Annotated in this window: 3 protein-coding genes and 1 pseudogene; 2 read left to right on the plus strand and 2 right to left on the minus strand. The window is 47.4% G+C overall.

Going from position 1 to position 2,184, the window contains the following annotated elements; translation table 11 throughout:
- Positions 1-125 (minus strand): annotated as a pseudogene (locus tag PMI05_RS30795) (deoxyribonuclease IV); the annotation flags it as partial.
- 19 nt (positions 126-144) lie between these two features.
- Positions 145-1,077, minus strand: coding sequence for a DNA-3-methyladenine glycosylase (locus tag PMI05_RS22990; RefSeq protein WP_007726998.1), 933 nt, complete (start codon positions 1,075-1,077; stop codon positions 145-147).
- 172 nt (positions 1,078-1,249) lie between these two features.
- Here PMI05_RS22990 and PMI05_RS22995 point away from each other — a divergent pair, with 172 nt between their 5' ends.
- Together PMI05_RS22995 and PMI05_RS23000 are read left to right on the plus strand one after the other, a co-directional pair.
- On the plus strand, positions 1,250-1,816 hold the full coding sequence (locus tag PMI05_RS22995) for a bifunctional transcriptional activator/DNA repair enzyme AdaA (RefSeq protein WP_007727000.1): 567 nt from the start codon (positions 1,250-1,252) through the stop codon (positions 1,814-1,816).
- A 105-nt stretch (positions 1,817-1,921) separates the two neighbouring features.
- Positions 1,922-2,184: serine hydrolase domain-containing protein (locus PMI05_RS23000; RefSeq protein ID WP_007727003.1), on the plus strand; the 263-nt coding region annotated here is incomplete at its 3' end.

Consider the following 2,184-nt stretch of genomic DNA (forward strand, 5'->3'; position numbering starts at 1 on the left):
CGGCGGGTGTTTTGCGGTGCACCCGTGTAGATCATAAAGGTACTCGAGCCGTAGGTGGATGCTTCTTCGGCGGCATTCAGCAGTCCTTTACCGGAAAATGATACGTGCGAACCTATTTTTAGCATAGGATAGAACCTCCTTTGATTAATAAAGAAAACGCCATAAATAAAAAGTAGCGTACGACTCCCAATTCGTCCAAGCCTTAGACAGCTCTCGTATTTCTGCTTTTGTCGGCTTTTTTTCATTGCCTAGTAAAAATTTGATCGCATTGTGCAGGCCGACATCGTCAATGGGAAAAGCAGAGGGTATTCGCAGACAGCGCATGAGCACATAGTTGGCCGTCCACGGTCCAATCCCGCGGATGCTGGTCAATCGTTTCTCCGCGGTTTGATAATCTCCTCCGTCCCATAATAGCTCTTTCGATAGTTTCCCTTCAACGATGAGTTGTGCAACATCAATCAAATACTCGCATTTCTTGGTCGTCATGCGCAATCCATCCAGATCAGCGACGGTCAATCCGGCGATTTTTTCCGCTGTGGGAAAAAGCCAATACGTCTGTCCTTCGAACTCTACCCGTCTTCCAAATGTCTCTACCAACCGCCGTTTAAGCGTGTACGCATAAGTCAGGTTAATTTGTTGTCCAATGATTCCCCAACTGAGTGCTTCAAACAGGTCGGGAATGCCCATGGTCCGCAACCCGTAAAACTTTTCAACGGCCTGCTTTAGGAGAGCATCCTCTGCGGCAAGCTCATAAAACGGAACCAAATTTCGATCGAGATCGAACCAATCCAGGACATAGCGTGCTACCTCTATCCGGACTTTTTCAGAGGGAAGCGAAGGGCTGAGAAAACGCACAGTCAATCCTTGATCGTTATCTGCGTGAATTTCTACCACTTGTGGATCTTGTTCCAGCGGGATGGCTTTGTAGAGGCGCCCGTTTTGAATGTGAAACATGCATTCGTTGGATGCTCTGGACAAGTATTGAAGATTTTGCGTAAAACTGAATTCCGTAGGTACGGACAAGATTATTTCTTCTCTATTATCGACCCAAGCCGAGTCGGATAGACCGCTTATCATGCGAAAACCTCCTGTCTGACTTCCTTCTAGTTTTATAACAAGAAAAGCAATCCTGTCATTTCGTTATCTTGCTATTTTAATCTTCTAGCAGTACGGATCACGTAGCGTGGGGGTATACTGTCGGTAAGAGCAAGCGATTCGAAAACGGCTATGGCAAAGGAGATGACATGTCTTGGAGGAACGGGTAACCGATGAGCGATGGCAGGCCATTATTCAAAACGATGTGTCTTACGATGATCAATTTTTTTATGCGGTAAAAACGACGAAGATTTTTTGTAGACCGTCGTGCAAGTCGAAGCCGCCGAAGAGGGAGAATGTGCGGGTTTTCCAAAATGCAAGCCAAGCCCTGCGGGAAGAATTTCGCCCATGTAAACGCTGCAAGCCTACGGGAGAGAGGTTGCCTGATCGTGAGTGGGTGGCACAAATTACACAGTATATTGATTCTCATTATAACGAAAAGCTGACGTTGGAGCATTTGGCTGATATGTGCCATGGCAGTCCGTTTCATTTGCAGCGAACGTTTAAGCGACTCATGGATATGACGCCCGTGGAGTACATCCAGAAAAAGCGGATAGAAAGGGCGCGAGAGCTGCTGGCTCATTCGAACAACCAAATCGCGGATGTTGCACAATTGGTAGGAATGCCGAATACGCCGTATTTTATCACGTTGTTTAAAAAAATGACGGGCAAGACGCCGAGTGAATATCGTCAACTGTACGTCAAACAACAAACGACATGAGCTGCTTGTGAAATGTGATATCTTTTAAGGTAAGAAGCATCTGCATCCGAGAAGAACCACCACTTCCATAAGAGTTTTTTAAAAACCGGACGGAGGGGTTAAGGGATGAGCAAGGGAGCATTTTCACTAGACAGACTTGGACGCATGCATGACAGGATGAGTGGCTATGTCGAGCGCGGAGAACTGCCAGGACTGGTCTCACTGGTTTATCGTAAAGGCGAGGTGCATGTCAATGCGATTGGCACGCAATCACTAGAGGGCGGTGAACCGATGCGGCGTGACACGATTTTTCGCATCGCTTCCATGACGAAGCCGATTGTTGCAGTAGCCGCCATGATTTTGGTGGAGGAATGTCGGGGACGGCTGGG

This window comes from Brevibacillus sp. BC25, assembly GCF_000282075.1.
Classification (GTDB): Bacteria; Bacillota; Bacilli; order Brevibacillales; family Brevibacillaceae; genus Brevibacillus.

Excerpts from the sequence above, each read along its gene's own strand:
- PMI05_RS22990 (WP_007726998.1), bottom strand. The coding sequence starts at position 1,077 with ATGATAAGCGGTCTATCCGACTCGGCTTGGGTCGATAATAGAGAAGAA.